At 40.3% G+C, this 23,655-nt stretch carries 28 protein-coding genes; 10 read left to right on the top strand and 18 right to left on the bottom strand.

All coding sequences use genetic code 11. The features are described 5' to 3' along the window. The first annotated feature begins 89 nt into the window (after positions 1 to 89). On the top strand, positions 90 to 674 hold the full coding sequence (locus PQ461_RS17115) for a DUF4468 domain-containing protein (RefSeq protein WP_274206756.1): 585 nt from the start codon (positions 90 to 92) through the stop codon (positions 672 to 674). A 42-nt stretch (positions 675 to 716) separates the two neighbouring features. Here PQ461_RS17115 and PQ461_RS17110 read toward each other — a convergent pair whose 3' ends face one another. From PQ461_RS17110 to PQ461_RS17075, 8 genes are all read right to left on the bottom strand, one after another. Continuing rightward, entirely contained in the window at positions 717 to 2,678 is a 1,962-nt protein-coding gene (locus PQ461_RS17110; RefSeq protein WP_274206755.1) for a hypothetical protein, read from the bottom strand. A gap of 1 nt (position 2,679) precedes the next feature. Next, on the bottom strand, positions 2,680 to 4,776 hold the full coding sequence (locus PQ461_RS17105) for a hypothetical protein (RefSeq protein WP_274206754.1): 2,097 nt from the start codon (positions 4,774 to 4,776) through the stop codon (positions 2,680 to 2,682). A 9-nt stretch (positions 4,777 to 4,785) separates the two neighbouring features. Further along, positions 4,786 to 5,232, bottom strand: coding sequence for a hypothetical protein (locus PQ461_RS17100; RefSeq protein ID WP_274206753.1), 447 nt, complete (start codon positions 5,230 to 5,232; stop codon positions 4,786 to 4,788). Positions 5,233 to 5,380: 148 nt separating this feature from the next. Next, on the bottom strand, positions 5,381 to 6,091 hold the full coding sequence (locus tag PQ461_RS17095; protein ID WP_274206752.1) for a hypothetical protein: 711 nt from the start codon (positions 6,089 to 6,091) through the stop codon (positions 5,381 to 5,383). Positions 6,092 to 6,094: 3 nt separating this feature from the next. After that, positions 6,095 to 7,306, bottom strand: coding sequence for a PBSX family phage terminase large subunit (locus tag PQ461_RS17090; protein WP_274206751.1), 1,212 nt, complete (start codon positions 7,304 to 7,306; stop codon positions 6,095 to 6,097). A 2-nt stretch (positions 7,307 to 7,308) separates the two neighbouring features. After that, on the bottom strand, positions 7,309 to 7,764 hold the full coding sequence (locus PQ461_RS17085) for a terminase small subunit (protein WP_274206750.1): 456 nt from the start codon (positions 7,762 to 7,764) through the stop codon (positions 7,309 to 7,311). A gap of 14 nt (positions 7,765 to 7,778) precedes the next feature. Further along, positions 7,779 to 8,207 (bottom strand): hypothetical protein, encoded by a 429-nt coding sequence (locus PQ461_RS17080; RefSeq protein WP_274206749.1) that lies wholly within the window; start codon positions 8,205 to 8,207, stop codon positions 7,779 to 7,781. 12 nt (positions 8,208 to 8,219) lie between these two features. Next, positions 8,220 to 8,408 (bottom strand): hypothetical protein, encoded by a 189-nt coding sequence (locus PQ461_RS17075; protein ID WP_274206748.1) that lies wholly within the window; start codon positions 8,406 to 8,408, stop codon positions 8,220 to 8,222. A gap of 126 nt (positions 8,409 to 8,534) precedes the next feature. Here PQ461_RS17075 and PQ461_RS17070 point away from each other — a divergent pair, with 126 nt between their 5' ends. Together PQ461_RS17070 and PQ461_RS17065 are read left to right on the top strand one after the other, a co-directional pair. Then, complete coding sequence (locus tag PQ461_RS17070; RefSeq protein ID WP_274206747.1) at positions 8,535 to 9,245, top strand: S24 family peptidase; 711 nt, start codon at positions 8,535 to 8,537, stop codon at positions 9,243 to 9,245. A gap of 94 nt (positions 9,246 to 9,339) precedes the next feature. After that, positions 9,340 to 9,687, top strand: coding sequence for a hypothetical protein (locus PQ461_RS17065; protein WP_274206746.1), 348 nt, complete (start codon positions 9,340 to 9,342; stop codon positions 9,685 to 9,687). Here the strand turns inward: PQ461_RS17065 and PQ461_RS17060 are convergent. Beyond that, positions 9,677 to 10,042, bottom strand: a complete 366-nt coding sequence (locus PQ461_RS17060) for a response regulator (RefSeq protein WP_274206745.1) — start codon at positions 10,040 to 10,042, stop codon at positions 9,677 to 9,679. The two genes, PQ461_RS17065 and PQ461_RS17060, sit on opposite strands and share 11 nt — an antisense overlap. A gap of 175 nt (positions 10,043 to 10,217) precedes the next feature. On the opposite strand from PQ461_RS17060, the gene PQ461_RS17055 reads away from it, so the two are divergent. Continuing rightward, the gene (locus PQ461_RS17055) at positions 10,218 to 10,592 is read left to right on the top strand and encodes a helix-turn-helix domain-containing protein (protein WP_274206744.1); all 375 of its coding nucleotides are present in this window, start codon (positions 10,218 to 10,220) and stop codon (positions 10,590 to 10,592) included. Here PQ461_RS17055 and PQ461_RS17050 read toward each other — a convergent pair. Next, entirely contained in the window at positions 10,589 to 11,854 is a 1,266-nt protein-coding gene (locus PQ461_RS17050; protein ID WP_274206743.1) for a metallophosphoesterase, read from the bottom strand. The genes PQ461_RS17055 and PQ461_RS17050 overlap by 4 nt on opposite strands. Positions 11,855 to 11,972: 118 nt before the next feature. Here PQ461_RS17050 and PQ461_RS17045 point away from each other — a divergent pair, with 118 nt between their 5' ends. Together PQ461_RS17045 and PQ461_RS17040 are read left to right on the top strand one after the other, a co-directional pair. Next, entirely contained in the window at positions 11,973 to 12,614 is a 642-nt protein-coding gene (locus PQ461_RS17045; protein ID WP_274206742.1) for an HAD family hydrolase, read from the top strand. Positions 12,615 to 12,724: 110 nt separating this feature from the next. Then, entirely contained in the window at positions 12,725 to 13,222 is a 498-nt protein-coding gene (locus PQ461_RS17040) for a DUF2147 domain-containing protein (RefSeq protein WP_274206741.1), read from the top strand. Between the two features lie 66 nt (positions 13,223 to 13,288). On the opposite strand, the gene PQ461_RS17035 is transcribed toward PQ461_RS17040, so the two are convergent. Further along, the gene (locus PQ461_RS17035) at positions 13,289 to 13,477 is read right to left on the bottom strand and encodes a hypothetical protein (protein ID WP_274206740.1); all 189 of its coding nucleotides are present in this window, start codon (positions 13,475 to 13,477) and stop codon (positions 13,289 to 13,291) included. 254 nt (positions 13,478 to 13,731) lie between these two features. Between PQ461_RS17035 and ggt the strand changes: the two genes are divergently transcribed. From ggt to PQ461_RS17015, 4 genes are all read left to right on the top strand, one after another. Then, positions 13,732 to 15,318, top strand: a complete 1,587-nt coding sequence (gene ggt / locus PQ461_RS17030; RefSeq protein WP_274206739.1) for a gamma-glutamyltransferase — start codon at positions 13,732 to 13,734, stop codon at positions 15,316 to 15,318. Between the two features lie 48 nt (positions 15,319 to 15,366). Then, positions 15,367 to 15,810 carry a MarR family winged helix-turn-helix transcriptional regulator gene (locus PQ461_RS17025; RefSeq protein WP_274206738.1) on the top strand — a complete coding sequence of 148 codons (444 nt, stop codon included), beginning with the start codon at positions 15,367 to 15,369 and terminating at the stop codon, positions 15,808 to 15,810. A gap of 123 nt (positions 15,811 to 15,933) precedes the next feature. After that, the gene (locus PQ461_RS17020; RefSeq protein ID WP_274206737.1) at positions 15,934 to 16,467 is read left to right on the top strand and encodes an FKBP-type peptidyl-prolyl cis-trans isomerase; all 534 of its coding nucleotides are present in this window, start codon (positions 15,934 to 15,936) and stop codon (positions 16,465 to 16,467) included. Between the two features lie 3 nt (positions 16,468 to 16,470). Further along, entirely contained in the window at positions 16,471 to 17,430 is a 960-nt protein-coding gene (locus tag PQ461_RS17015) for an FKBP-type peptidyl-prolyl cis-trans isomerase (protein ID WP_274206736.1), read from the top strand. Here the strand turns inward: PQ461_RS17015 and PQ461_RS17010 are convergent. From PQ461_RS17010 to PQ461_RS16980, 7 genes are all read right to left on the bottom strand, one after another. After that, entirely contained in the window at positions 17,427 to 18,734 is a 1,308-nt protein-coding gene (locus PQ461_RS17010) for a cryptochrome/photolyase family protein (protein WP_274206735.1), read from the bottom strand. The two genes, PQ461_RS17015 and PQ461_RS17010, sit on opposite strands and share 4 nt — an antisense overlap. Continuing rightward, the gene (locus tag PQ461_RS17005; RefSeq protein WP_274206734.1) at positions 18,727 to 19,635 is read right to left on the bottom strand and encodes a TIGR01777 family oxidoreductase; all 909 of its coding nucleotides are present in this window, start codon (positions 19,633 to 19,635) and stop codon (positions 18,727 to 18,729) included. The genes PQ461_RS17010 and PQ461_RS17005 overlap by 8 nt, the downstream gene beginning before the upstream one ends. A 1-nt stretch (position 19,636) precedes the next feature. Further along, complete coding sequence (locus tag PQ461_RS17000) at positions 19,637 to 20,515, bottom strand: NAD(P)H-binding protein (RefSeq protein ID WP_274206733.1); 879 nt, start codon at positions 20,513 to 20,515, stop codon at positions 19,637 to 19,639. 62 nt (positions 20,516 to 20,577) lie between these two features. Beyond that, the gene (locus PQ461_RS16995; RefSeq protein WP_274206732.1) at positions 20,578 to 20,895 is read right to left on the bottom strand and encodes a Dabb family protein; all 318 of its coding nucleotides are present in this window, start codon (positions 20,893 to 20,895) and stop codon (positions 20,578 to 20,580) included. Positions 20,896 to 20,934: 39 nt separating this feature from the next. Further along, positions 20,935 to 22,251 carry an ABC1 kinase family protein gene (locus PQ461_RS16990; protein WP_274206731.1) on the bottom strand — a complete coding sequence of 439 codons (1,317 nt, stop codon included), beginning with the start codon at positions 22,249 to 22,251 and terminating at the stop codon, positions 20,935 to 20,937. 1 nt (position 22,252) lies between these two features. Continuing rightward, positions 22,253 to 22,915 carry an HAD family hydrolase gene (locus PQ461_RS16985; protein WP_274206730.1) on the bottom strand — a complete coding sequence of 221 codons (663 nt, stop codon included), beginning with the start codon at positions 22,913 to 22,915 and terminating at the stop codon, positions 22,253 to 22,255. Positions 22,916 to 22,939: 24 nt separating this feature from the next. Further along, positions 22,940 to 23,593, bottom strand: coding sequence for a TetR family transcriptional regulator C-terminal domain-containing protein (locus tag PQ461_RS16980; RefSeq protein ID WP_274206729.1), 654 nt, complete (start codon positions 23,591 to 23,593; stop codon positions 22,940 to 22,942). Positions 23,594 to 23,655 lie beyond the last annotated feature (62 nt).

Below are 23,655 nucleotides of genomic sequence, written 5' to 3'. Positions count from 1 at the left end.
AAAAAGTTTTGTTAATATTTTTAGCATTTTGTGTTGTTGATTTGATTAAATGTTTTATTTTCGGTGCGAAAAATCTAGATATTATCATCATGAAGAAAATTTTACTTATTGGCTTTTTATTAATCGGTTTTAAATGTTTTGCTCAAGATGAGCAGCCATCGTTTATTCCACCATTGCAGGATGGAAGTGTTGTTTATCAGAAAATTTCAGAGGCAAAGGATAAATCCAAAACGGATATTTATTCTAAGGTATTTGATTGGTACATGTACAGTTTTAAAGGTGAGGATAACAAAATACTTAACCAGCAGTTAGACCTTGGGCATTTTAGTGGTAACGGCTCTTTTAAAATTTCAGAAAAGGGTACTTTCGGTATGACGATTGTTTACAAAGTTGATTACACCATTACTGTAGATACAAAGGATGGTAAGTACCGTGCCATTATTTCTAATATTAGACATACCATGCTGGATGTTAAAGTTGATGCTTTTTCAGAAAAGTATCTTGTTAATGTGCCTGAAGAACAAGATCTTGCTATTGCAAAAGGTGAAGTTAAAGGTTATAACAAATCGAAAAAACAAGCCGCAGTACAACGCATGATTGCTATAGATACTGAAGTTAATAATGTATTTGCCAGCCTTGATAAATACGTAAATGCCAAAGCTGCTGACTTTTAGTCTTTTCAAACTTGAGACACTTTAAACATAAGTGTCTCAAGTTTAGCCTAATTTCACTAACTCTACCTTGGTAGGTTGCCCTTTACGCCAGCTATCTATCTTGTTGATGTAATAGTAGGTGCTGTCTTGCTGTAGGTAAACTGGTATCAGTAAATCCAATTCTAAAATATCACGCGGCGTTAATAAAAAATAGCGGGCAACTTTTTTTGTGTTTTTCAGGATGCGTTCCAATTCTGGATAGTATCTTAAGCGTAAGCTCTCAAACTTTAGGCTGTAAGTGCCATTTGGTTTGTCAAAATAGGGGACACACACCGTGTCATTATTTAAAACCCTTGTATTGGTTCCATCGGTAAAGGTGATGCTTTTGGCAGTTATCGTATCGTGGATCAGTATCCGTGGCTGAGTAGTTATGCTGAAATCTGTATTTGCTGCCTCACTTTGATCTATCTTGTTGATCACCGCAATAGTCCCGTTTGCCCACGGTTTATTTAAAGAAGGTGCAAACTGGCTTTCGAACAGGTCTACAGATGCGGGTAACGTAGTATCGCTTATATTGATCTTACTGTCGGCAAAACCATTTGGCAACACATTGTCGTCTTGCTTATACTTCAGATTATTTACTTGCGCATAATTGCCTAATTTAAAATTTACGGTTTTACCTTGATCCAGGCATTTGGCAGTCCAATCGTTTGCCTTAGGTATGTTTTTTACAATATCCCTTATCGATGCAAAATTTATAGTTTTTGTGGTGTTATCTGTCTGGCAGATAATACCGAAACGCTGTAATGTATCTTTCAGTAAATCCTTCTGGCTAATGTCGGGGAATATGCGCTCACACTGTACCTTCTGCTTGTAAAGCACTTGTTTCTGGTTGTTGGTTATGGTAAGTGTAGAGCCGCTTAAGATGTAGGCTTCTGTTTGTTGGGAGTGTAAAACATAAGCGATAATTACTTGCTGGCCTTTTTGTACTTGCAAATCGGTTGATAGGCTTTGCTTATCAAACGTTGTAAAATCGTTTGATTTTTCACCTGTATGATCGTTTGTGATTCCATAAACAATTTGTCCATTTGGGTTAGTTCTGATCTGTACTTTCGCTCCAATGTCTCCTTTACTTGTGCCGCGTAATTTTATCCCGTAATGGAAGCTAATATTGATCAGCATATCTTCCGGTGCTATAAAGGTGTTGTTCTGAAAAACATTGGTAGAGCCGCTGATTAATTTTTGAAATACAACCGTCCCATCTCTGTCGCCACCTGTATTGCAATGCTGGTCTGCTGTAGTCTGTGCCGAAACTGAATTTAAGTCGGGTTGATTTTGCCAGTCGGTACTATGTTCAAAATTATCATTGGCAAACTGAACAATCAGTTTGTTATAAATAGGATCGTCGAGCAAAGAACCTTTAGCTTTAAAACCGGCATTAGTTACGATAATGTCAATAGCTGTTTTTAGAAAGAATCCAGGGCGCATATAACGTACATCTATGCTTTTTGATGGGTCGCTTTCAATCTTACCATAATCAACTACCGGCCAAATCCATCCGTCAGTTTTCTGTTGCGATGCAACTACATTATCCAATGTCCACTCATGGTCATAAGGTGCAAAAGGTTTCTTAATTCCGTAAGTGGTTGTGCTGTCGCCCAAGTCATAAAGTTTACCTTCAATGGCATCAAAGAAATCTACATTGCCAGAAATTAAGGTAATGTTTGCGATGTCCTGTTCAATGCTGTTTAATTCGGCTTTGGCATAAGGCATCAGCTCCAGCCCATCCTGAACCAGCCTGGCCCGGTATTGGGTATAAGGTAATTCATTGCAAAAAGCTACATCATCCGGAAAGCCCAGGATAGCACGGTTACGCTGTGTTAGAGGAAGCTTAAATTGATTAGATGTGTTGCCCTGCTGATTTTTCACTTCGGCCAGGTCATTGATCTGGAATGTAAGTGCAATAGGGCTATCGTCTGACAGATCAACAAGCTGATCGTTAATATACAATTGAATATCGTTCATGCTATTGTGTTTGGATATTGATTGATGGCTTGTTGAATGTTACGCTGAAGGCATACTGACCGTATCGTGTTTCATACTCGCTAAAAGTTGCGGAGTTAATTACCACAGTTTGCCATTTTATCGGGTTGCGATTAACCAGCATTTGTACTTTCGGCGAATACTTGATGGACTGCAAGCCGCGGATGTCATTGACTGAAAGATCTTCGGCCATTACTTTCATTTTCTCGCCGGCGCTTTTGCTGATCACTTCTTCAATGCCTTCCTGGTTTGCCCAGTCGGTCACGTAATTTTTAATGATCACGGCATTCTGCACATCAAGCGAAACTTCCTGGTTGTAAACAAAGCGATAGTAGTTCCAGCTACCGGTTAAGCCAATCCAGCGCAGGTATACGGAATTATCATCTACGACATCATCAATTCTGACGGTTTGTGTTTGTGTAACGGCATGGGCGTGTTGTTGCCCGTCAGTGTATTTTAGTGTTAATGTGAAATAGTAGGCTTCAGTCGGAAAGTCGGTATCAATGAGCAAACGGTTTAATCCAAGTTGGTTAGGTGTAAGCGGCGAAGGGCTGCCAATGCTATTCTGTTTAATGATGAGTTTGCTGCTATCGTGGTTTAAAAGATAGGAGCCGTCTTCATTTAATAAATAACTGGTTATGGTGTTATTTGCAAAAGGTTTACGATTAGCGTCAAGCATTATTAATTCATAATAAAGATTTAAGCCAAGCATGTCTTCGCTGTAAATAAAGCCAATATCAAAAGGGTAGCCGTTGCTGTAAGCAGGTTCGTTAAAGTCAGTTATCCATTTAGCGCGCTGGTCCGGGTTAATGACATTTTTGAATGGAACGTATGTCGCCATGTTGCCACCATATTTGCTGCCTAACTGCTTTGCGGTATAGGTAACATAAAATGGTGTTGAAATAGTTACAGGTGTAGAGCTATAAATGGTATCGGGCGTTCCGTCAGCATTGGGTTGCGACCAGTTTTCACTGTATGATACCTGGTAACTTGCGCTTAGGTTACTGTCCCTAAAGTTTACAGTTGTATAGTCGCTGTTATCTTTAGTCACTAACAGGCTTTGCAAAAAGCTTGACAGATCGGCTTTTACCAGTCCTGTAGCATCAGGCCGGTTAGTTGATTTGATTGTTTTGGTTTGGTTGCTTAATTTATCCTGGTAGGTTACCGTAGTAGCAATATTATAATAGCTGCGCATCACATCGCTGTTCAAAAATCCGTTAGTGAAATTGCTGTTTGTAAAAGGTGTGTCTATGATAACCGAGTTGGAATTGGGTAAAGCCTTTACTGTATAACTGCCTTTGTAATCTCCGACATTTACATAAACAATATCATCTTTCGCAACCTTAAATAAATCGCCGTTTACACTAATTACGGTGCCGGGATTGTTGATATCGTTACTTGGCGTAATGCTGGTAACCTCAAAATCTTTACGTTGATAAGTAAAAATGATCGGATTAAATGCTGCACTCCACTTGGAAGTATTGCCGCCGCCCAAATCAACTGATGGGTCGCTGACCAGCAAGCTGGCCGTAGTTTTTAATTCAAAAGCCAGCGTAGCTGTATTGCCGTTAGCATCTGTGATTTTTGCGGTGTGTAATCCGGCTGTTAATCCTGAAAATGTCGGGTACGGTTGATAAGGCAGATTGTCAATTGCATATTCAATAGGCTGGTAACTTGAAAATGCATTGATGGTCACAATCGCATCGTAAGCAAATGGCGCAGATTCTTTTTTGTTGGTAGTTACCGAATCAATATGTGCATCATTGACGGAAGGCAGCGGAGTTGTAGGTTCACTTAATGATACGATCTGAAATGTAAGCGACTCGATCATTATACCATTAACGCTTCTGGTTAGCTCGCCATCGTAAATTAATTGAGTTGACCCAGGCATTGAGATATCCTGTGTATAGGATGTGCCGCTATAGTAAGTGATTTTTACTGTAACGATAACGTTGTTGCCATTTACCGGCTGATTGTTCTCATCGGTCAGCTTGAGGTATACCCTGGCAGAGGTGGTGTAATTTGCCGGATCAGGGTTTGCCGGGTAGTATTGATAATCTAATTTAGGTATTAGGCCCATAAGTTTGGTTTAATAGTTTTGAAAATACATGGTAGCAAGTGTGATGGTGAGGCTTACACCTGTGGTATTCACATCATATTTGTTATAAACAGGCATACATTTGGCTTTTTCTCCGGCTTTAATCTTGAAGTATTTGCCCTCGCCCTGGCGGTAGGTAGATGCCTTTACAATAAACTCATTGGCCATTTGCAGGGCCTGATGTATGTAAGTTTCATTGTCGGATGTGTACTGGTCAAAATCAGTTTGGTACAAAAATTCCAGGTAAACTGTGAATGTGTTATCGACCGATCCGTTTGCTTTAGCCTCAATAGTTATAGGTTGAAGCGGATACATGAATACACATGGAAAGGTGCTGTCATCGGCAAGTAGATTAAGCTCATTTGCCGAGCCATAGATAAAGGAAGGGTGGTTGTTGAGCGTTTGCACAACAGCCTCAATTTGGTTACGGATTGCCATATTTTATTGGTGGGTTAATGCTGCGACTGCATAAGATCTGTGTAGCGCTTTTGATAAGCTGCTTCTGCCTGGTTGAGCAGTAGCTTGGTGAAAATGAGGTTGTAAGGAGTGTTAATTACTTTGGGCCATTTGGTAACATCTCCACCTGCTAAGGAGTTAACTGTATTAACATATCCAAACTTCTGAAAGCTTTTAATTCCAGCCTTTTCTTCCAAAGCAGTTGCAGGCGTTCCCAGAAGTTTATTCTCGGTTTCGATAAGTTTGGATAGCTCAAAAAAAAACATTTGGCTACAGGCAGGGCATCTATGAATGGCAATTGCTTAACAGTATCTATAAACTGTTCGGCATCATGCTCATTATACCAGTTACCGGTTACCGGGCAATAAAAATAATGTGCCAGCAGTAAAGCACAAGAGTAAAGCGAGGGATTGAAATTGTCTTTCCAGTCTTCTTCGCCATGCTTTTTTATGTGATCGTTTATCTCATCGGTAATTACATCTCTCGCTGCCCAAAATGCACCGGCAGGCTCTATGGAAAGATTGGTGATGACGTTGATCTTTTTTGTTTTCCCATCATAATTAAATATGACATGTTTGGGGATGCTGTTGCTGTTATACAGTTCTTTAATCTGTTTAGATAATGCGATAACATGCGGCGTGAAAACCTGAAGGTCGGACATGCTTTTAACATTGTGTAATTGATTTAAAGGCACACCTGATAGGATATGAATGGCACCAAGATCTGTTAGTCCTTCGGTTTCCTGCATCGCCATGATTTGTGCAAGCGTTACTTCGCTTATGGTGTCCGGTAAGGTGATGCTTATTTTACCGGTTGTTGTTTTTACTGTTTTCTGAATCATGATTTATAAAAGTTTTGAGGCATCGTTATGCCATTGATTTTGTTGCTGCCAGGGCAAAAATGATTTTGGCTTTTTAATATTGTTGATACGTAGCTTTAGCAGTGCGATGTACCTCAGCGGATCTATTAAGTGGTTCCAGGCATCAATAGGCTCATTTAAAGCCTTGCCATTATTGTCCGTTTTCCACTGGTAGTGCATCAGCTCTTTGCGTAAATTGATGCTGCTTTGCGTAATGTTTAACTTGTATCGCTTAAGAATATCAATTGAGTTTTTAATACTGTCGGGGCCTTTAATTGCCGGCACCATCCGCCAGCCCAGGCGGCGCAGCTCTTCAATTGATTTAGGTTCGGCACTATCTGCAATAATTTCGGTAGTGGTGCTCACATTCAGTTGTTTCAGCTTTGCCGAAATATCCTGGTTGGTTAACCCTGTTTCATAAATCAACTCGTTAAGCCATAGCTCGCCGTTTTGCATGTAAAGCTCAATGCAGCCAGTTTCATCATTTGTAAAGCCGAAGTCAAGGCCGTAGGCAATCTTTTTTGCATCGGCGGGTATACTATCGCAAGGCTGCCAGTTGGTAAAAACCAGTCCGGTTAATTTTCCTGTTAATCCGCGGGCATAAACTTTCCACAGGTCGAGATCAATCAATTTCAAGCGTTCAATCTTATGGTGCATCACCTCGTCAATAAAAGGATTGTGCCTATGGTCTGATATAATTTGCTGTACCCCTTGCTGGCCAATCAGATATTCGTGTATCCAAAACGAACTGTTGGGGTTGTAATCGACAAAGATTTTTTTAGATGTGCGTAGCGACAGCTCTGTATAAATATCCCAACTGATGCCATTGGCCTCATTAACAAAAAGGTATTGCCTTTTACCTGATTTTGCATCCTGTGCATTACCATAACTTTTAAATTCGATGATGCTGCCATTGTAAAACTCAAAAATGCGGTCGGTTTTGTTATAGTTTTTAATATGCTGCTGTAACTCGGTTGACTGGTGATAAATATTTAGCGCATCTCTTAATACACCTGCTTTTATGTTCGGTATATCTTGGCCAACTACTGTTATTATCTGTTTTTCCTGTTCGCAGGCTATGCAAAACAGTACCTGCATGATAGCATATGTTTTGCCCGAACTTGATCCGCCCTGGTTAACAATGATGTGAGCAGGGGAGTGATAGTTTTCGCGGAATAAGGCTGATGTTTTAAACATGGTTAGGTTTCAATTTCTGTTTCTGAAGAGGCCAGTGGGATGCCGTTGTCTACAATTTCAATTTTAAGGTTGCCATTTAAAATGGGTAGCATTGTTTCCCTTTCATTCCAGCCCAAGGACTTTAATGCGAATATGGCGCCTGTAGAAGAGGTGTAATGTAGCTTCTTCTCGTACTCGGCTTCTATTCTAAGCCTGCCGCGTTTTAAGGTTTTAGCAAACTTGCCTCCCTGTTCGTATTTGTCAAATTCTTGTCTGCTTTCAAATCCCAGGAAAAAGGCTAATCCGCTTAATGTGGCAGGTTCTGCTTCGCGATTCCAAACTATGTTTTCGATTAGCTCTTCAGGGTTTTTCTTCGAGGGTATAAGTTCGGTACGGTAGCTTCCCTTAATGTACTCAAAGTATGCGTTGATGCATTCTTGCAGCGTTTTATCTGAGTGAAAAAATCTTTTTTTATTCATTTATGATTATAATGCTAATTGGCATATTTGTATGCAAAAATTTCTGATTCAACCAGGTTGGTTAGCATGTGTTTCAAAGTTGTTTCTCTGGCTAATTGTTGTTCGGCCAGGGTGGCATCATACAAATACCAGTTAATAGCATCATTAATTATCGTACGTGTTTTATAAAGAAACTTTTTGCTTTGATGCATTTGTGTGCTTGGGTAGCTGTTTAGCTCTTCCGTGCGTATCAGCTTAGCAAATTGCTTAATGGGAATGTTAATCTGCAGGCATTCTTCTAATGTGTTTTTGTAGTCGTGCTTGTCTTCGAGCCAGATGGTTAGCATATTTTCTGCCAGTTCATGGTCTGCTATACAGATGCGGCTATAGTTAAAGTCCACGGAAACAATTAGCCACCAGAGCTCAGTCCGCAATTTTTGCGACATTTTAATAATACTGTTCATTGTTTTAATTGGTTAGTAGTAAGTAGGTAAGGATGGTGTCCAGCCGGGCAGCCATTTCTGTATGGCTTCAATTTCATGTTTGTACCGCTGGCATGTTTTATGGTGTGCTGTTAATTTTAATTGGTATTCGTTGTGATGAATAGTGTCTTTTACTGATGTCTCTTTATTGCTTTTTCTAAATACGGAATAGGCTATTTTCATAATAATCTGTATTTTATTTAAACTTTATGAATTTTATTTTGTAATTTAGTTGAATAATTACAGAGCAAAAATAAAGAAAATTCTGTAATTCGCAAATAGAAAATACAGAAATAATAATTTTTTATTATGAGTGATCTTAAAACCACTAAAATCAAGACGATAAGGCCAGAAACGCTTGAATTTATTATTTTGTATAATCAGCTTAAAGGCAAAGCTTTTAATGGTAACGCTGAGCTTGCAGAGATTTTGGGCTTTAATTCTCCAAGTTCTATTACAGAAATAATCAAGAACAGGCAAAATATTGATCCTGAAAAGTTCAAAGTGTTTAAAGATTATTACAAGGATTTCTTGAGTGGTGAGCGCCGTGTAGAAAAGGTTTATATGGTAAGTGAAGATACTGTTGAATATAAGCGAGCCAACGGCATCCCGATGTATGAGGTTACTGCTACGGCTTCGGGTGTGGAGGTTTATAATGATTTAAATGATCAGCAGCCTGTTGGCCGTATGAATTTTCCGGGTATTGAGGATTGTGATTTTGCCTTACCGGTTTGGGGTCATTCCATGTATCCTTATCTGGAAAATGGCTGCTGGGTTGCCCTTAAAGAAATTCATGACAGGAAAATTTTACCAGGCGAGGTTTATTATATTGAGTGGGGGGATTACCGTATGTATAAGCGGCTTTTGGCCAGTGATAATGATGATGAGGTTATTGCTCATTCTGATAATACTTCTGAAATGATTGGTAACAGGCTTAAATATGCTCCTTTTGTAATTAAGAAGTCTGATATCAAAAAGTTATGTCTTGTAAAGGATATTCATAAAAAGCACAACCATTAAGCGAATGTTAGTAATTAGTAATTAAAAAACTTCGGATTGGTTAATCTCGTAATTATGTTTGTTTGACCAAATAAAACCTTTTACTAACCTAATTATGAATCATAGTTATCCTTGGGCTATTGTTGCCGGTATAGGCTTGTTGCTGATTTTTATTGCATTTTTTAAAAGAAGGAATGCCCATAAGTTTATGGAAGGCAATGTTGATGTACCCGAGCTTTATCTGGAGAAAACTGTAGAAAATAAGGTTAGGTCGATTCAGCATGCCATGCGACAGATTGTTGTTGGTACAAATGGCGATCTGCAAGATACCAGGCGAGAAGCCAGGATGAAAGGAATAGGGGAGGACCTGAGCAAATTGAAAGAGGGTTTCCGAAAAAAAGAATTTAGCCTTAGCGTTTATAATAAAAAACTGGACGAGCTTATTAAAAAGCTTAATCATTGATTTTTCTGTTCAACAGGTTTTCAACCAGATCTGTCACAGCCTGTATATCAAAAGGTTTTTCAATATATGCGTCTGCGCTGCAATCATTAGCTATTTCTTTTAGGTTGGTAGCGGCAGAAGTAAGTATGACAGGTATTTGTTTAAATGTCGGGTCTGCTTTTAAAATACTACATGCCTGGCTGCCTTTCATTGTTGGCAGTAATTCATCAATCAAAATCAAATCAGGCTTAATTGTATCTAAGTGATTTATTGCAGAACCATCTTTGCATGAAACTACATCATAACCTTTATCCTGTAATATAAAATTCACGATGTGCATAATATCGTGATTATCCTCAATGACTAAAATTTTCAAAGGCTTGTTAAATATTATTATTTTATAAAGTTACATATTTTGTATTAATTTAATAATTTTCATAAAAGAACAATTTATCATTCATTCAACTATTTACATCCGATTTTACAATCACTAAAATTATTTGAATACCATAAAATATTATATAATTGCCGAACTGTTACCTTTTTGAAATATGAATAGTGATGATGCAATAGTAAAGCGAATGAACGTTATCGTTAAAGAAAACGGCGGTCAGCTTGCTTTAGCTAATGCCATTGGCGTTGATCAGGGCTTTATCAGCAAAATTGTAAACCGTAAACAGGAGATGAGCTATTACCTCATCCGTAAATTATGTTTTCAATTGAAATACTCGCCCGAATGGTTAATATTAGGTACTGGTGAAAAAAAGATCAACAAGCCTGAATCGGCCAAACTGATCACAGAAATACAAATGCTGCGCACCGAGGTCGATATTTTACACGCACGTATGCGTGCCTATGAAATGGAGATGAAAGACCTTCGTCGTTCCTTAAACTTAGATGAAGAACAGCAGCAGCAAGCTGGTTAAGCTGTTCTTTTCTTTTTCAGGGTTATTACGGTAATTTCTGGCCAAATACCCAATCTACCAGAGAAAGCTAAAAAGCCAAAGCCTCTGTTTACATATAGATATCTGTCATTGTGCGATGCCAATCCGGCCCAGTCAAGGTAACGATATTGAACAGGGCTCCATCTCAATCCTGCGGTTTCTACCCCGAACTGTGCACCGTGGGTATGTCCCGAAAGTGTCAGGTGAATTTTTGTCTTATCATATCTTACCTTTTCTTCCCAATGGGTAGGGTCATGCGATAAGAGTATCTTAAATGATTGTGGATCCACTCCGTCAAGTGCTTTATTTAAATCACCAATCTGAATGAACCCACGTCCCCAGTTTTGTACGCCTATCAGGCTTATCTTCTGGCCGTTCTTTTCAAGTGTCGTATTTTCGTCGAGCATTAAACGGTAACCCAGCGTTTTGTGATGTGCCTTTAATTTTTCAAGATTGGCGTGTTTTTCCGCTTCGCTGTCCCATTGAATATAATCTCCATAGTCGTGGTTACCCAGAATGGAAAACTGACCATAAGGTGCTTTAAGCTGATTGAAAGTATTAAGATATGGTTCAATTTCCCATGCAGCATTATTTACCAGGTCGCCGGTAAAAACAAACAGGTCAGACTTTTGGGTATTAGCCAGATCAATGCCGCGCTGTACTGCTTTGATATTATCAAAACTACCCGAATGGATGTCTGATAGCTGCGTTATGGTAAACCCGTCAAAGGCCTCGGGAAGGTCTTCAAAATATAGTGTTTGGCGATGCACCTTGTAATCATACTTACCCCTGAACATGGCATAGAAAAAGGAAAGAAAAGGAAATGCCGCCAGCAGCACTGCTAACTCGCTGATGAATTTTCTACGTTCGGGGAAATATGGATGTGATACCTGGCTTTTATCTTTTCCGGCGTTTGTAGTAATGCCACCTACGAATCGGCCCAAGTCGCCAAGCGACAGTACAATGGCAAAAACAAGTTTAGTTACCAGGAAGGTAAGGAATATACTAAGCATCCACTCGTGGAATGGTGTCATACCACGGGCGCTGCTAAAGCTACTCATGCCTGCAAAAAATACGACAGTTACACCTACCGAAATTACCAGGTAGGCGATAAGCATGATCAGCCGTAGCCTTTGCGGCCAGCCACCCGCAAGCGTTTTCAATCCTGAATAAACATACCAGTCGAGTAATAAGCTTACGAACGCAATAATGATAAAAAATTTAATGATACCGCCGCGGTGCATAATTATATAATGTTATAGCTTTAAAATACCTGAAGTGCCTAAATTGTTGGTCCCGGTAAGTAATAAAAATAAATGGCGCCCATAAACTGCATCATATTAAACTTACTTTTGCAGCTTTATGGAAGATCTGAAAAATAAATTCGACAGTATAATCTTTGACCTCGATGGTACGCTTTGGGACTCGACAGCTAACGTTGCGGAAGCCTGGCAAACTGCTAAAAAAAAGGTCGACTATATAAAAGGCGACATTACAACAGCCCATGTGGAGTCAATAGTAGGTCTTGCCTATGATGCCATTTTTGAAAAGCTGTTCCCTTATATTACTGAAGAACAACGCAGCGAGTTTAAAAAGCTGGCAGCTAAACATGAGTTGGAAACATTGCACGAAAAGGGCGGACATTTTTATCCTGAACTGATAAGCACCCTTCGTGAGTTAGGAACCCGTTATAAATTATACATTGTAAGCAACTGCCAGAGCGGATATATTGAAACGTTCTTAAAAATGGACGGTGTGGATGGTATTTTCGCCGGTCACCAATGTTATGGTACCAAAGGCCAGCCTAAATGGCAAAACATTGTTGATGTAGTGAATGATTATCATTTAAAGGCGCCGGTTTATGTTGGTGATACCGCGGGCGATTACGAAGCAGCTAAGAAAGCTGGTGTTCCGTTTATTTTTGCGGCTTATGGATTTGGGAAAGTTAATGAGGATCAGGTAGCTACAATTGAAAACTTTGCTGATCTGAAAAATATTCTTTAGTCGCAACACTTGCTTTTATCCAAGTAAGTTCCTTATCTTGAAATAGGTCATGGCAATGTCATACTTTGTGGCATTGCTATTGCTTGATCAATGTAAATTAAGAGGAATTTATGGGAAACAGATTGACACTGAAAAGTTTGGGTTTGCTGATAACATTTATGGTATTAACGGCAAATACATGGGCAGGCGGGAGAGAAGGATGTGACCAGATATGTGGCAAGTGGATCTCTGAACAGAAAAACTTTATAGTACAGGTTTATAAAGACGGCGATAATTTCAAGGCCTCAGTGGTGTGGTTCGATGATTCTGATGATCCGTCGAAACCAATGGAAACCCGGGTAGACGATAAAAATCCGGATAAAAGTTTGCGCAGCAGACGATTGATTGGCATGAATGTGTTGCGTGATCTTACTTACCATGCCGATACTAATAGTTGGGAAGATGGAATTATTTATGACGCTAAGAACGGCAGGGAGTGGAACTCGTCTGCACAGATATTAAAAGATGGTACATTAAAAGTTACCGGGTACTGGCATTTTAAATTTATTGGAAAAAGCATAAAATTTAATAGGGTAACTGCCAATGATATATTGCTCACCAAGCGATAAAATAAGCATAAACAGAAAGCCCCTTGCAATTTGCAAGGGGCTTTCTGTTTAAAAGATCTATTATGATTATTGTAATATTTTGAAAACGGTGCGTAATGCAATAGCGGTTGCAATCATCATAATTGCATTTGCTGCCCATGACCAAACAGGCGCATCGCCGGCAAAGCGCAGATAAACACCTACTAACCCGATGAAAATGCTAATGGTTAAAAGAATGTAATGGTTTTCTGAATTTGCGTTTTCTGTTGTGTTCATGATACCTGTTTTAATTTCCAGCCACAAAAATAAAAATGTTTATTAATGTAGTATAGAAAAATTAATGTTTTTGTTTGATAGCAATCACAATACGGCCTGTTTTTTTCACAAATCAATTATATTACGGCTTTAAAACCAATTAACAGTCTCTGTTTTATATGCGGATCTTCTTGAAGCCATTTGTTATTATCTTTTACCTTTTTGCAGTAAGTGCCAATTGTTACGCTCAAAGCTTAGAAACTTACCATAACGGCATGGTTGTATGTGCCTATCCGGATGCTTCGCAGGTTGGTGTTGATATTCTGAGAAAAGGCGGTAATGCGGTAGATGCTGCCGTTGCTGTACAGTTTGCGTTAGCCGTTACTTACCCACAGGCAGGCAACATTGGCGGCGGCGGTTTTATGGTTTATCGCCCGGCGAAAGGCGAACCCGCTACATTAGATTTTAGAGAGAAAGCGCCCGTTACGGCCAGCAGGGATATGTTCCTGGATGCTGCAGGCAATGTGGTGCCGGATATGAGCCTCGAAACACACAAAGCATCAGGGGTGCCGGGTTCGGTAGATGGTATGGTGCAGGCGCATGTCCGTTATGGCAAATTAAAATGGGCTGAATTGGTGCAGCCAGCTATACTACTTGCGCGTAAAGGTTTTAAAATCACAGCACGCATGGCCGCCGATCTTAACAGTCATGATTCTATATTCCGGAAACATAACCCCGGTAAGCATTACCTTTTAAAAGAAACGCACTGGAAGGCTGGCGATGTATTGGTACAGGAAGACTTGGCTAAAACTCTGGAAAAGATCAGGGATAAAGGAAGAGCAGGTTTTTATGATGGTAATGTAGCTGATTTAATTACTGCTGAAATGAAAGCCGGTAGTGGCTTAATTACAAAGGAAGATTTAAAAAACTATCATTCTGTTTGGCGCAAACCAATTATTGGAAAATATAAGTCTTTCAAAATTATCACCATGCCGCCGCCATCAAGCGGAGGGATCGCCTTACTCCAATTACTACAATCTGTAGAAAAGTACCCAATTAAAAGATGGGGCTATAATGCGGATTCTACCGTTCAGCTGATGGTTGAAGCTGAACGCCGTGTTTATGCAGACCGGTCAAAATACCTGGGCGACCCTGATTTTTATAAAGTACCTGTGGATAGTTTATTAAATCCATCATACATCAGCAGCCGTATGCAGAACTTTAGCTGGGATAAGGCAACACCGAGCAGCAGCATTAATCCTGGATCATTTGCAGGTTACGAAAGTGACCAGACAACGCATTTTTCTATAGTTGATAAAGAAGGGAATGCCGTATCTGTTACTACTACACTTAACGGCACCTTTGGATCAAAGATATTTGTACAAGGCGCAGGTTTTCTTCTGAATAATGAAATGGACGATTTTAGCGCCAAGCCGGGCGTGCCAAATATGTTTGGGTTGGTTGGCGGTAAGGCTAATAGCATACAACCGGGTAAACGTATGCTTTCATCAATGACACCAACTATAATTGAAAGAAATGGCAGGCTTTATATGGTAGTGGGTACACCTGGCGGTTCAACCATTATTACATCGGTATTTCAGGCAATATTAAACGTTATCGAATTTGATCAAACCATGCAGCAGGCTGTAAGTTCAAAGCGGTTCCACCACCAGTGGTTACCTGATGAAGTTGATTACGAAGCAGGGGCTTTCTCACCAGAGGTTCTGGAGTTGCTAAAAGTTAAAAATTACCACATGGTGCCTTATGGCAATTATGGCCGTGTAGATGCGATACTTATAACTAAGGATGGATTGCAGGGGGGCGCTGACCCACGTGGAGACGACACTGCTATCGGCTGGTAAGTTGAAATATAGTTGTGAAGCAGATAATATCAGTTACTTTTGAAAACCATGCACAATAAAGCAAAGAGCCACGAAACGATAGATTATTTTTTAAAGGTTGTATGGCAAACAATGGCTAACCGTTATAACCAGATTGTTTCTGAGTTTGGCATTACGCAAGCCATAGGTTATGTGTTAATTAATATTGATGAAACCGAAGGGACTACGGTTTCGCAGGTAGCCTCGCTTATTGGCGCTAAGTCTACCAGCCTTTCGCGCATGCTGATGCAGATGGAAAAGATGGGCCTGATTTATCGCGAACTGAATAAAGGTGATAAACGCTCTGTTAAAATTTACCTTACCGATGAAGGCAGGGAAAAACGGAGAATGGCAAGGCAGGTAGTGAAGCAGTTTAACAATTACCTTAATGACCATATATCAGATAAAGAGAAAGACTTTTTAACCGATACTTTAAAAAAAATCAACAAGCTCACACTTAATTATAAGCCATAATCCGGGCTTTTTAAATCAATATAATTTAGTGGCCTACGCGCCGTTAAATTATAATTGTTAAAAAATGTTAACCTTCTGTTTTTGAATTTTAAAAGAATAACTTTGCCGATTGTAAAACGCTGTATGTATAAGTGGTTGATTATAATTGCATGCTTTGTGGTTTTTGCCGGTTGCAAAAAGTCGGAAGACGTGCAGGCGCAGCGTACACAACAGGCTGCTATTGATGATAAAGCCATAGAAGATTATATAAAAACTAACAACATACCCGCTATTAAAGTAGGTGCGGGGCGTGCGGTGGATACAACAGGCGTATGGTATGTGGTAGAAAATGCGGGGACAACTCCGGCAGTTTATACAAGCGCCACAACTATTACAGTTGGCTTTACTGCCAAAACACTGCTTGATCAAAATACCTTTACCAGCACGTCGGACATACATCCGTCATTTGTTTTAGGTAGTGTGATTAAGGCTTGGCAGTTTGGCATTGCGGCTGCAAAGCCCGGCATAAATGGTAAAGTAAGAATTATAACGGCTTCGAGGTATGCTTATGGTCCTTACCCTCAGCCGCAGTACGGCAAAAACAGTAAAGGCGATTACAATTTGCCTGCCAATGCTTTGCTCGACTTTGAGATTGAAATATTTGATGTTAAAAATTGATAAATGAAAAGAACGCTTACTACGCTTCTGGCTTTGTGTACAGTAGGATTAATTTCTGTGGGAATGTTATCGTGCCGTAAAGATCAGACTGAACCTAACATAAAGCAGTACGACGACGAGCAGATACAAAATTATATTAAAGCGAATAACCTTACCGGTTATGTGCGCGACCAGGGGGACACCACTGGTATATACTACAAAATATTAAGAGCCGGTACTGGCAAAGCACTTAGCTATACCGACAAAATATTTTACGTGTATACCCAAAGTTCGCTTGATGGTAAATTTACCCAGACAGATACTTTTACCTATCGTGGCAATAACTTTGTTGGCGAAATGACGCCTTCGGGTATTCAGCTGGCTATTGTAAACATGCTGAAAAATTACGGTACGCAGGCTCACGTTTTAATTCCGTCACATTTGGCGTATGGCACATCCGGATCAGGAACAGGTAGCACAAGATTGCCAGGTAATGAAAGTATTGATTACTATATCAACATGATCACTCCCGATAATCAGGCAGCTTATGATGATGTTTCTATACAGCAGTATATGAAAGCTAATGGCCTGTCAGGTTACACTAAAACCAGCTCGGGCTTATACTACAAGGTGACTAAACAAGGTACAGGTACAGTTAAATTGCAACCAGGTGGTGTAATTGGCGTGCAGTTTACAGGTAAATTGTTTAATGGTACCATGTTTGATGATTTTAACTCAGCTACAGATACCATTGCATCGGTACGTGATTACAGCAAAATATTAAAAGGCTGGAGAGAAGGTTTCCAGTATGTAACAGCTGGTGCTAAATTATCCCTGATCATTCCATCAGGCCTGGCGTACGGGGTAGATTACACAAAAGAACCGGCAAGCTATTATGGTTTTAATGACGGAGTAACTCCGGGCCCTAACAGCTGCCTTTACTATGATTTTAATATCGTATCTGTAAATAATACCACTAACTAAGCAACTGCCTGCTTGTAAACTTTAAGGCAGCGGGCGCGAGCTTCGGCATTATCAATCATGGGTTTTGGATATTGGTCTGTACCATAATCCGGAACCCATTTTTTGATGTATTCCATTTTGGCATCAAACCGTTTAATCTGTGCATCCGGATTGAAAATCCTGAAATAAGGCATGGTATCGGTTCCAGAACCGGCTACCCACTGCCAGTTACCCACATTGCTTGATGCTTCGTAATCAAGCAGTATGCGTGCGAAATATTGTTCGCCCCAGCGCCAATCAATAAGCAAATGCTTAATCAGGAAACTTGCGGTTACCATGCGCACGCGGTTGTGCATAAACCCTGTTGCATTGAGCTCGCGCATTCCGGCGTCAACCAGTGGGTAGCCTGTTTTACCTTCACACCACAATTTAAATTCCTGTTCGTTGTTACGCCATTTTATCTGGTCATAAGCCGGGCGATAAGCATCATGCAGGGTTTTAGGGAAGAAATCTAAGGCCATCATATAAAACTCGCGCCATACCAGTTCACTTAGCCATGTCTGCTCATGTTTTTGGGCTTCTGTTACCAACTCTCTGATACTTACTGTACCAAAGCGCAAGTGCATACCAATGTGCGATGTGCCGGGTTTTGCCGGATAGTCACGTGTTTTAGCGTAATCAGCAATTACATCTTTATATTCGGTAGATGGAAATTCCATCTTGCTCCGTTTAAAGTGCATTTGCTCAAGCGTTACTTGTTTAAGAGACACTGTTTTATAAAAAGCATTAAAGTATTTTTCAGTAGGGTAAGGTTTTAGATAAAATGGCTTAAGCGATTTAAGCCAGCGGTTTTTGTAGGGCGTAAAAACTGTATAAGGTTTTTTATCGTCCTTAACAACTTCCTCACCATCAAATATTACCTGGTCTTTATAAAGCTTAAAATCAATATCGGTTTTGTTAAGCAGCTCACCTATTTGACCATCACGTTGTTTGGCATAAGGTTCATAATCCTTATTGGTATAAACGGCTTTAACATTGTATTCATTAAGTATCTCTTTCCAGGCATCTATCGGATCATCATATTTAACAAGCAAACTGCTACCATGTTGTTTCAATTGCTGATCCAGTTCTGAAACCTTATCGTAAATAAAAGTAACCCTGGCATCTTCTTTATTTTCCAGGTCATCAAGGATATTCTTATCAAAAATAAACAGGCAAAGCACAGGGTTGCCGCTTTTTAGTGCACGGTAAAGGCCTGCATTATCATGTAAACGCAGGTCGCGGCGAAACCAGAAAATAGTAATTGCTTCTTTAGTATTACTCATAAAGATTTTTGAGGGCATCGGCAATAATTGGATACTTAAATGTAAAGCCTGCACTTTCAATTTTAACAGATGAGGCTTTTAAGCTTTGTAATATAACTAAGCTCATCTCGCCAAACAATAATTTAATGGCAAAGGCGGGTACTTTAGGCATCCATAAAGGGCGGCGCAGTTGCCGTGCAACTGCCTGTGTTAGCTGTTGATTAGTAAGCGGCTGAGGGGCTACCATGTTAAATGCACCGGTAACAGAGTCGTCTTCAATGGCCTTTATGTACATGTTTACCGTATCGTCAATATGTATCCAGGGCATCCATTGTTTGCCATTGCCCAGTGGCGAGCCAAAGCCAAGTTTTATTGGCCTTGCAAGCACAGGTAAAGCTCCGCTTTCGGTGCTTAGAACCACTCCCGTCCGAAACTTGGCAATGCGGAGGTTAAATTCTGAGCCATTATCAACGGCTTGTTCCCATAATACGCAGCATTGCCCTAAAAAATCATTGGCAGGCGCACGTTCTTCAGTTATTATTTCATCGCCACAGTCGCCATAATAGCTAATACCTGATGCCGATATCACATGCTTTACCTGGTTGGGCTTGCGCCTCATGAGCTGGTATATTAAGCCGATTGACTGAACGCGGCTGTCAATAATTTCCTGCTTGCGTTTTTTAGTCCAGCGTTTATCGGCAATAGGTGCACCCGCCAGGTGTACAATGGTATCCACACCGTTGAGGCATTGCTCGTCAATTTGCCCCTTAGGTACATCCCACAAATAACTATTTACTTCGGGGTTATGGCCGGGCTTGCGGTTAAGATGGCTTACCTTATAACCCTTTTGTAGTAAAGCATGGGTAAGTTCGCGCCCGATAAGGCCGCTTGCACCGGTTATCAGAATATGTTTTTGGGGCATATCAGGTTTGTTTTAAGGCTTCTTTAAAGGTAAGCCTTTGCATCGGAACAATATTTAAAATCGCATCATCACGTGAAATTAAATCATACTTAAGATTTTCAACCAGTGTTTTTGCGTGCGAGTAGCTGATAGGTGTTAAAAAGTTAAGCCAGTAAGTTGACAAGGCTTTTGAAACCTGCGGTACCGTAACAATTTTTACTTTTGTTTTACGGCATATCTCGCCATAGGTTTTCAGCATGTCGCGGAAGGTGGTAATCTCGGGGCCGCTGATGTGAAATTCACTGTTGTAAGCTTTTTCGTTAAGCAGGCAGCCTGTGAGATATTTAATTACGTCAGAGGTGGCAATGGGCTCTTCCTGCGCCTTGGCCCAGTTTGAGGCAATGATGATTGGCATCTTACGGGTAAGGCCCTCCATTAGTTCTGTAGCTATGCTGCCCTGGCCAACTATCATTGTGGTTTTTAAGATGGTAATGGCGGCATCGGCAGTAGCCAAAATTTCTTCAACATGCTGGCGTGATAAGCCAACATCGGCAAGATGATCGTCGATATCGCTTAAAGAAATGATCTGCTTGCAGTTGGTATCATCAATTGCGTTAACAAAATTTTGTGCAGCAAGAGCCTCTAAGCCTGCAAAGCCTGAGGTTTGTACCATAGCATTTACCAGATAATAGGCAGCATCAATATCATCAGGAAGTGGTTCCATACTTCGTGACCGAAGCAGGTCGCCGGTAATTAAAGTAACCCTGTCGGCAAAGGGGCTTTGCTTACGAAACAATGCCGGATCACGGACAAGGCAAACTACCTCGTGGCCTTCTTCAAGCAAGGCCGGTATTAATCTTGTGCCAATATAACCATTAGCGCCTGTAAGCAGAACCTTCATATAGTAATGTGCAACAATAAAAAGGGCTGCAAGTTTTTACAAGTAATGTTTAAAAATCAACATCAGATATTAACACTATCCTGTACCACCACCCTGGCACATAAAGGCTTTGCATAATCTTCGGCAAAGCGCACATGGGTAGGGTCTACCTGGTAGGCTTCCTGTTCTTCAGGAGAATTGAATAATAGCAACAACGACACATCATACGAGCGGTCGATCACGTCACGGTTGGTATCAGCTGGTACGCCAATGTGCATGTGTCGGATATGGGTAATCGGTTTCAGCGTTTCAAGGCCTTCGATCAGTTTGGCTTTATCAGCTTTGTTATGCAGCCAGAAATGTACGTGGTGCACAAAAGTATTATCGAGAATGTTGCTCATGCTTTATCGGTTAATGTGTAGCTAAAATAATGATTTAACTTAAACTGCTACAAGATGCGGTTTATAAGTGTCGGTTTTTACTTCCGCCTTTAGCTCGTGCAGGATGTTGTATAAGCCAAAGTTGGTTCTGTTGACATATATAAAATGTTTTACACCCCGTGCCTGTTTAAACTCGGGCATTTTAGCTACCTGCTCACCAAAGCCATATAATTCATCGAAAAACGCTGTTTTACCAAAATCGAAAGTATTGCTCATGTAGGGTTTAGCAAAAAGGCTGATCATTTGCTTGTACATGGTGTAATAAAATTCTATCTGGCTTTCCGTATCGTTAGGCAAGATCATTTCCAGCTCGCGAAATGCTTTGATCGTTTCCTCGCGGTTGCCCAATAAATCGGTTGAGGTAAGCGAGAAGAACGGATAATAAAAGTCTTCGGGCATCTCTTTAATACAACCGAAGTCTATAACACCAAGTTTGCCTTCTGGCGTGATCATGAAATTACCCGGATGCGGGTCAGCGTGCACAGCACGCAATTCATGCTGTTGAAAATTGTAAAAATCCCAAAGCGCCTGGCCAATTTGATTGCGTAAATCCTGAGATGGGTTGGTGGCTAAAAACTCCTTTAAGTGCTTACCATCTATCCAGCTCATGGTGATGATACGCTTGCTGGATAGCTCGGGATAATATGTTGGAAATATAATGTTATCAAGGCCAGAGCAGGCGTTAGAAAATTCTACACTGCGGCGTACTTCCAATTCGTAATCGGTTTCTTCCAGCAGGCGTTCTTCCACCTCGTTCATATAAACATCAAGGTCTTTACCGCTAATGCCTAAAAGCCGGAATGCAAACGGCTTCACCAGTTTAAGGTCTGATGAAATGGAATCGCCAACACCAGGATACTGGATTTTAACCGCAAGTTTTTGTCCATTAAGTTCTGCCTGGTGTACCTGGCCTATTGATGCGGCATTGCTTGATTTAAGGTTGAATTTATCGTAAATCTTATCCGGCGATTTGCCAAAATACTTGCGAAAAGTTTGTACAATAAGCGGGCCTGATAATGGTGGCGCATTATACTGCGACTGTGAAAACTTATCGGTATACGCCTGCGGAAGCAGGTTGCGGTCCATGCTAAGCATTTGCGCAACCTTTAATGCGCTGCCCTTAAGCTCACTTAAAGATTCGTAAATATCGCTGGCGTTATCTTCGTTTAATTCAGATTTATCCAGATCGGGATTAAACAGCTTTTTGGAATAATGTTTAATATAGTTGCCGCCAATTTTAAAACCTGTTTTTACAAATTTTGCAGACCGCTCAACTTTTGATGTTGGTATACTGTTTTGTTCTTTTTGCTCGCTCATCTTATTCTTCAAATAAAGCCAGCACATCATGTAAAGCTATGCTGGAATAATCGGCTATGATCATATTTACGGGGTGCAGTTCGCCTGCATGATGAGTGGTAGTTAAAGCAACTACCTTCATGCCTGCATTATTCCCTGCCTTAACACCTGATATTGAATCTTCAAACACTATGCAGTTTTCGGGATCAATTCCTAAATCATGCGCTGCCTTTAAAAATATTTGTGGGTTAGGTTTGGCTTCGTTTACCCTGGTGCCATCAATTATGGCATTAAAGTATGGTCTTAAATTTAGATGACTGAATACATATTCAACATTACCCGGCGAAGCCGAGGTTGCTACAGCCATCGGTATGCCTGCATCTTTCAATTCGGTTAAGAAACGTTCCAGCCCATTTATAGGCTGTACATACGGCGCGTAAGCCTGTTTATATAATTCACTTTTCTCGGCAAACCACTGTTGAAACTCTTCATCTGAATGATTGTAACCAAGCACGTTATGCAGACTTGCCAATCCCGGAACGCCACTCATGTTCTCATTAAAAACTTCGTGTGTTAATTCGGGTAAACCTTTAAGTTTAAAAAGCTGTTGCCAGGCTTTAAAGTGGTAAGCGTTATTATCAATTAAGGTTCCATCCATATCAAATATGGCGGCTATTTTCTTCATGCAGGCAGATGTTTAGTTTAAGCCTTAAACACCCATGCGTTCACGGAAGTTTCCATTTTTAGCTAAAAACTTACCATACTCTAACAGGTTGTCAATCGGCGAGCGCTGAAACAGGTCGAACGTTACGTTTACACCTTTTTCAATTGCTTCGTCAGTTTTTTCGAAACCCGCTGAGTTATCGTTGATCCAGAAATTAAGCACAAAGCCGAACTGCATCCATAAACCATCTTTGTAGCGTTTTGCTAAAAAGCGGCGGTCTGCCAATTCGCCCGACTCCAAACCTTCTTTAATTATATCATCACCAAAATTTTCTACAATGGTTTTCAGGTCATCAAGTATACGCGGATGGCTTAACGCCCTTTGATGCTTTTTAAGGCTGTATACGGCAAAGCTCCGGGTGCCTTTAAGTAGTTCAAAAAAGCTGTAAAAAAATGATAGTGCTTTTTCGCGGGCAGAATATTGCGACCAAACTTCCTGTGTTTTAATTTCGGTAATAGTTTTCTTGGCAATATCGGCCCATATATTTTGTTCAATAGCTTCAAATGAGCCAAAGAAGCGATAAAATTCTTCCTCGGTCATTTCATTTTTCTTAGCAAAAACATAAACAGATTTAGGCTCGGTACCTTCTGTTAGTACATAGTCGATATATGCGTTTTGGATGCTTTCAATTGTAGCCATGTGTTTGTTTTTTATAAATTAAAGTTACATAACAAAGCATAAGTAAATGTCATGCAATGTTA

Source organism: Mucilaginibacter sp. KACC 22063 (assembly GCF_028736115.1).
Lineage (GTDB): Bacteria > Bacteroidota > Bacteroidia > Sphingobacteriales > Sphingobacteriaceae > Mucilaginibacter.
The sequence above is the reverse complement of the archived record's forward strand: the minus strand, read 5'-3'. Positions and strand labels throughout refer to the sequence as shown.

Excerpts from the sequence above, each read along its gene's own strand:
- PQ461_RS17115 (WP_274206756.1), top strand. The coding sequence starts at position 90 with ATGAAGAAAATTTTACTTATTGGCTTTTTATTAATCGGTTTTAAATGT.
- PQ461_RS17110 (WP_274206755.1), bottom strand. The coding sequence starts at position 2,678 with ATGAACGATATTCAATTGTATATTAACGATCAGCTTGTTGATCTGTCA.
- PQ461_RS17105 (WP_274206754.1), bottom strand. The coding sequence starts at position 4,776 with ATGGGCCTAATACCTAAATTAGATTATCAATACTACCCGGCAAACCCT.
- PQ461_RS17100 (WP_274206753.1), bottom strand. The coding sequence starts at position 5,232 with ATGGCAATCCGTAACCAAATTGAGGCTGTTGTGCAAACGCTCAACAAC.
- PQ461_RS17095 (WP_274206752.1), bottom strand. The coding sequence starts at position 6,091 with ATGATTCAGAAAACAGTAAAAACAACAACCGGTAAAATAAGCATCACC.
- PQ461_RS17090 (WP_274206751.1), bottom strand. The coding sequence starts at position 7,306 with ATGTTTAAAACATCAGCCTTATTCCGCGAAAACTATCACTCCCCTGCT.
- PQ461_RS17085 (WP_274206750.1), bottom strand. The coding sequence starts at position 7,764 with ATGAATAAAAAAAGATTTTTTCACTCAGATAAAACGCTGCAAGAATGC.
- PQ461_RS17080 (WP_274206749.1), bottom strand. The coding sequence starts at position 8,207 with ATGAACAGTATTATTAAAATGTCGCAAAAATTGCGGACTGAGCTCTGG.
- PQ461_RS17075 (WP_274206748.1), bottom strand. The coding sequence starts at position 8,408 with ATGAAAATAGCCTATTCCGTATTTAGAAAAAGCAATAAAGAGACATCA.
- PQ461_RS17070 (WP_274206747.1), top strand. The coding sequence starts at position 8,535 with ATGAGTGATCTTAAAACCACTAAAATCAAGACGATAAGGCCAGAAACG.
- PQ461_RS17065 (WP_274206746.1), top strand. The coding sequence starts at position 9,340 with ATGAATCATAGTTATCCTTGGGCTATTGTTGCCGGTATAGGCTTGTTG.
- PQ461_RS17055 (WP_274206744.1), top strand. The coding sequence starts at position 10,218 with ATGAATAGTGATGATGCAATAGTAAAGCGAATGAACGTTATCGTTAAA.
- PQ461_RS17050 (WP_274206743.1), bottom strand. The coding sequence starts at position 11,854 with ATGCACCGCGGCGGTATCATTAAATTTTTTATCATTATTGCGTTCGTA.
- PQ461_RS17045 (WP_274206742.1), top strand. The coding sequence starts at position 11,973 with ATGGAAGATCTGAAAAATAAATTCGACAGTATAATCTTTGACCTCGAT.
- PQ461_RS17040 (WP_274206741.1), top strand. The coding sequence starts at position 12,725 with ATGGGAAACAGATTGACACTGAAAAGTTTGGGTTTGCTGATAACATTT.
- PQ461_RS17035 (WP_274206740.1), bottom strand. The coding sequence starts at position 13,477 with ATGAACACAACAGAAAACGCAAATTCAGAAAACCATTACATTCTTTTA.
- ggt (WP_274206739.1), top strand. The coding sequence starts at position 13,732 with ATGGTTGTATGTGCCTATCCGGATGCTTCGCAGGTTGGTGTTGATATT.
- PQ461_RS17025 (WP_274206738.1), top strand. The coding sequence starts at position 15,367 with ATGCACAATAAAGCAAAGAGCCACGAAACGATAGATTATTTTTTAAAG.
- PQ461_RS17020 (WP_274206737.1), top strand. The coding sequence starts at position 15,934 with ATGTATAAGTGGTTGATTATAATTGCATGCTTTGTGGTTTTTGCCGGT.
- PQ461_RS17015 (WP_274206736.1), top strand. The coding sequence starts at position 16,471 with ATGAAAAGAACGCTTACTACGCTTCTGGCTTTGTGTACAGTAGGATTA.
- PQ461_RS17010 (WP_274206735.1), bottom strand. The coding sequence starts at position 18,734 with ATGAGTAATACTAAAGAAGCAATTACTATTTTCTGGTTTCGCCGCGAC.
- PQ461_RS17005 (WP_274206734.1), bottom strand. The coding sequence starts at position 19,635 with ATGCCCCAAAAACATATTCTGATAACCGGTGCAAGCGGCCTTATCGGG.
- PQ461_RS17000 (WP_274206733.1), bottom strand. The coding sequence starts at position 20,515 with ATGAAGGTTCTGCTTACAGGCGCTAATGGTTATATTGGCACAAGATTA.
- PQ461_RS16995 (WP_274206732.1), bottom strand. The coding sequence starts at position 20,895 with ATGAGCAACATTCTCGATAATACTTTTGTGCACCACGTACATTTCTGG.
- PQ461_RS16990 (WP_274206731.1), bottom strand. The coding sequence starts at position 22,251 with ATGAGCGAGCAAAAAGAACAAAACAGTATACCAACATCAAAAGTTGAG.
- PQ461_RS16985 (WP_274206730.1), bottom strand. The coding sequence starts at position 22,915 with ATGAAGAAAATAGCCGCCATATTTGATATGGATGGAACCTTAATTGAT.
- PQ461_RS16980 (WP_274206729.1), bottom strand. The coding sequence starts at position 23,593 with ATGGCTACAATTGAAAGCATCCAAAACGCATATATCGACTATGTACTA.